Raw genomic sequence first — 4,132 nt, 5'->3', positions numbered from 1 at the left:
GGTCGCCGGATAACGGCTCTTCACAAATCGAGCTGCCGTACGGGCGATACGGCAGGGGTCGGAATCAAACGCCCCGAGCGCGCAGCCGATCGAATCGATCACACGCCGCTTGACTTCGTGGACCACGTCGCGCGGCAGATCATCAAAAGACAACCGGTGAGCAAACGCCGCCATTTTCTCGGCCAGGGTCGTCATCGGCGTTTCGCTCCTTTCGGCCGTCTCCCGTGTCGGGTTTTTTTGGCCAAGTCGTTGAGTTCTTTCATCAGTTCGTCGAAGCCGAGCTGTTTGAGGGACGAAGTTTTAAAAACCGGCGTGGGGTGCTCGGTTCCGGAAAGATCGGCCAGGTGCAATGCCGTCGCGTCCGCTCCGGGCAGATCCGCTTTGTTGACCACATACAAATCGGCGATCTCCATGATCCCGGCCTTTAAAATCTGCACCTCGTCTCCCATGGTCGGGTTGAGAACGACCACGGTCGTGCGAGCAAGCAAGGAAACGGCCGTCTGATCCTGGCCGATGCCGATCGTCTCGATGAAAATCACGTCCAGTCCCAGCGCATCCAGGACATGCAAGGCCTCGGCCAGCACGAGCACCGGGAGTCCGCCCGGGGCGCCTCGGCTGGCCAGGCTGCGGATAAAGACGCCGGGATCTGTCAGGTGATCCCGCATTCGGATCCGATCGCCCAGGATCGCACCGCCGGAAATCGGGCTTGTCGGATCCACGGCCAGTATGCCCACCCGCCGCCTCAGGCGACGGTAAGCGGTCGTGAGACCGTTGATCAGACTGCTTTTGCCCGTTCCGGTCGGCCCGGTGATTCCGATGACATGGGCCCGGCCGGTGTAAGGGTAAAGAGCCCTTAAGGCCGGGATTGCGGACGGATCCCCCCGTTCAATCGCGGTCAATAATTTTGCCGCCGCCCGAAAATCACCCCGTCGAATCTGTCGAACGAAATTGGTCATCAATTGGAACTTTTTATATGGGGTTGGGCTGAAGCCTTCCCTGCTCCCGCGGCTTTTCTTCGCCCCCACTAAGGTATGGGGCGACTCGGAAGGTTGCCGGAAGGGATTACCCGGTTCCTTTCAACAATTCCTTCGCGATAATCAACCGCTGGATCTCGGAGGTACCCTCGCCGATCTCGCACAGCTTGGCGTCGCGGAGATAGCGTTCAACCGGATTGTCTTTGAGAAAGCCATATCCACCGTGAATCTGCATCGCTTTGTTCGTCGCGCGCATCGCCATTTCCGACGCGTACAGCTTGGCCATCGAAGCCTCCTTGCGATAGGGCCGGCCCTGATCCTTGAGACAGGCCGCGCGATAGACCAGACAACGGGCCGCCTCCAGCTCGGTGGCCATATCGGCCAGCATGAACTGGATCGCCTCGTGTTCCGCTATCGGTTTTCGGAACTGGACCCGCTCGTGCGCGTGGCGCACGGCGGCTTCCATCGCGGCCCGGGCCAGCCCGACCGCCATCGCCCCGATTCCGATGCGGCCGCCGTTTAACATCTCCATGGCCTGGTCGAAGCCCTCATGAAGATTGCCGATCAGATTCTCCTTCGGGATTCTCACGTTTTCCAGGGAGAGCGGGGCGGTGTCCGAGCCCCGGACTCCGAATCGATTCGTGGGCCGACCCGGGGTGAGCCCGGGCGTTCCCTTCTCGACCACGAAGGCCGAGATTCCCCTTATGCCGAGCGCCCGGTCGGTCGAGGCCATGATGATATAGATCCCGGCGACGGTGCCCTGCGTGATGAACATTTTCTGGCCGTTCAGGACCCAGTGATCGCCGTCGGGCCGCGCCGTGGTTTCGAGCGCGGAGGCATCCGAGCCGGCATGGGGCTCGGTCAACGCCCAGGCGCCCAGGGCTTCTCCGGAGGCCAACCGCGTAACATGGCGCTTCCGTTGGGAATCGTTTCCAAACCGGTCGATGTGGCGAACGGCGAGCGCGTTGTGGGAGGCCACGGTCAAGGCCGTGGATCCGTCGACCCGTGCGATTTCTTCTATGATGATCGCCGCGCTCAGGGTGTCCAGTCCCGCGCCGCCGTACTCTTTGGGGGTCATGATCCCGAGCAGTTTTCTTTGGGCCAGATTAGGAATCAGCTCCCATGGGAAACGGCTGTCCCGGTCCCGTTCGCTCGCGCCGGGCGCGATTTCGGCCTCGGCGAATTCGCGGACCGTCTGCCTCAACCGGTTCTGCTCATCGGTCAGATCGAAATTCATGGTCAGGGCCTCTCTCGATTCTGATTATAATGCATTTCGGGCGGTCCGACAAATTCCTCGCCGCCTAACGGGCCTTGGCGATCTCGTCGATCGCCTGGGGATTTTCGATTGAGGAAAGGTCGCCCAAATCGGCCAGCCCCATGTATTTGGCCCGAATCACCCGGCGGACGATCTTGGCCGACCGTGTCTTGGGCAGGTCCGCAACGAAACGGATCTCCCGGGGCCGGACGGTTTTCCCCAGGATTCGGACGACCTGGGTCTTCAGGGCCTCGCGCAGGGATTCATCGGGAGGATATCCCGGTTTCAGTACCACAAAGGCGACCACTTCCTCGCCCTTGACCGGATCCGGGGCGCCGATGGCCGCCGCCTCGGACACGGCCGGATGGGCCATCAGGGCCTCCTCGATCTCGGCCGGTCCGGTCCGGCGGCCGGCCACCTTGATCGTGTCGTCGGATCGTCCCTCGAGGAACCAGTATCCGTCCGGGTCGATGTAGGCCCAGTCGCCGTGGTACCAGACATCGGGCCATCGGAACCAGTACGTTTCGAGATAGCGATCTCGATCTCTCCAGAACCCTCTCGTCATCGAAGGCGTCGGCTTCTTGCAGACGAGATGACCCCTCTGTCCGCGCACGGGCCTCCCCTCATCGTCGAACACATCCACGTCCATTCCGAGCCCCGGCCCGCGAAGGGTGCAGGCCTTCAGCGGCGTGATCGGAAGAGGCGCGAGAAAACAACCCACGATCTCGGTCCCGCCGGAGATATTGATAATGGGGATTCGTCCGCCGCCCGCTTTTCGGAAGAACCATAAATAGCTTTCCTTGTCCCAGGGCTCGCCGGTCGAGCCCAGAATGCGAAGGGAGGATAAATCATGTCGTTCCACCCAGGCGTCGCCGGCTCGCATCAACATTCGGATGGCGGTCGGGGAAATTCCGAAACTTGTAACGCGATGTCGCTCGATGATCTCCCAGAGCCGGTCGGGTCGCGGGTGGTCGGGGGCGCCTTCCATAATCAGGACCGTGCCGCCGAAGAGATGCACGCCGATGATCATCCAGGGCCCCATCATCCAGCCGATGTCGGTCAACCAGAAAAACAAGTCTTCTTGCTTTAAGTCGAAATGGTACCCGAGTTCCTTTCCCATCTGGGCCAAACAGCCCCCGTGGGTATGCACCGCACCTTTCGGTTGTCCCGTCGTACCGGAGGTGTAAAGGATCAGCGCGGTGTCTTCCGAATCCAGTCGCGCGGTGTCGCAGTGTTCGGGACCTCCGGCGATGAGCTCGTGATACCAGAGGTCGCGGCCCGGGTTCCAGGGGATCTCGTTCCCGAGATGTTTGACAACGATCAGATGTTTAAGGTCGGGAAGATGAGCGGCCGCGGCGTCCGCCTCCTGTTTGACGGGATGGACCTTTCCCCGACGAACTGAGGCGTCCGCCGTGATCAGAAGCTTGGCGCCGGCATGGCCCAGACGTGAAGTGAGCGGGGCTGAGGCGAAGCCGGAGAAGATCGGGATCACGATCAGGCCGATCTTAAGCCCCGCGTAAAAAGCCGCCACCATTTCGGGGCACATCGGCATGTAGAGCCCCACAGTGTCGCCTTTCCGCAGGCCCAGGTCTTTCAGCGCCTTCGCCAGACGGCCGACCTCACGATTGAGTTCCCCGTAACTCAGATCCCGTACGTCGCCATCCTCGCCCTCCCAGATCAGGGCCGTCTTTTCCGATCGGGCGGGGAGGTGGCGGTCGAGACAATTATAGACGATATTCGTTTTTCCGCCCATAAACCACCGGGCCCAGGGGATTCCGGCTGCCGTGTCCAAAACTTTATTATAGGGTTGATACCAGGCGATGCCGAGATCCTGCATCGCGGCGTCCCAGAACCATTCGATGTCGTCGGTGGATCGTGCGATCAGCTCTTCGTAGGTTTTAAT

Annotated in this window: 4 protein-coding genes; all 4 read right to left on the bottom strand. The window is 61.1% G+C overall.

Annotated elements, in window-relative coordinates; translation table 11 throughout:
* Nucleotides 1-195, bottom strand: a 195-nt coding sequence (locus tag VMN77_02025; GenBank protein ID HTN42555.1) for an MmgE/PrpD family protein, incomplete at its 3' end; no start/stop codon positions are given.
* On the bottom strand, nt 192-956 hold the full coding sequence (meaB, locus tag VMN77_02020) for a methylmalonyl Co-A mutase-associated GTPase MeaB (protein ID HTN42554.1): 765 nt from the start codon (nt 954-956) through the stop codon (nt 192-194). The genes meaB and VMN77_02025, both read right to left, overlap by 4 nt.
* A gap of 106 nt (nt 957-1,062) precedes the next feature.
* Entirely contained in the window at nt 1,063-2,211 is a 1,149-nt protein-coding gene (locus VMN77_02015) for an acyl-CoA dehydrogenase family protein (GenBank protein ID HTN42553.1), read from the bottom strand.
* A 64-nt stretch (nt 2,212-2,275) separates the two neighbouring features.
* On the bottom strand, nt 2,276-4,132 hold a 1,857-nt coding region (locus VMN77_02010), incomplete at its 5' end, for an AMP-binding protein (GenBank protein ID HTN42552.1).

This window comes from Nitrospiria bacterium (genome assembly GCA_035498035.1).
In the GTDB taxonomy this organism is placed as follows: domain Bacteria; phylum Nitrospirota; class Nitrospiria; order JACQBZ01; family JACQBZ01; genus JACQBZ01.
The sequence above is the reverse complement of the archived record's forward strand: the minus strand, read 5'-3'. Positions and strand labels throughout refer to the sequence as shown.

Excerpts from the sequence above, each read along its gene's own strand:
- meaB (HTN42554.1), bottom strand. The coding sequence starts at position 956 with ATGACCAATTTCGTTCGACAGATTCGACGGGGTGATTTTCGGGCGGCG.
- VMN77_02015 (HTN42553.1), bottom strand. The coding sequence starts at position 2,211 with ATGAATTTCGATCTGACCGATGAGCAGAACCGGTTGAGGCAGACGGTC.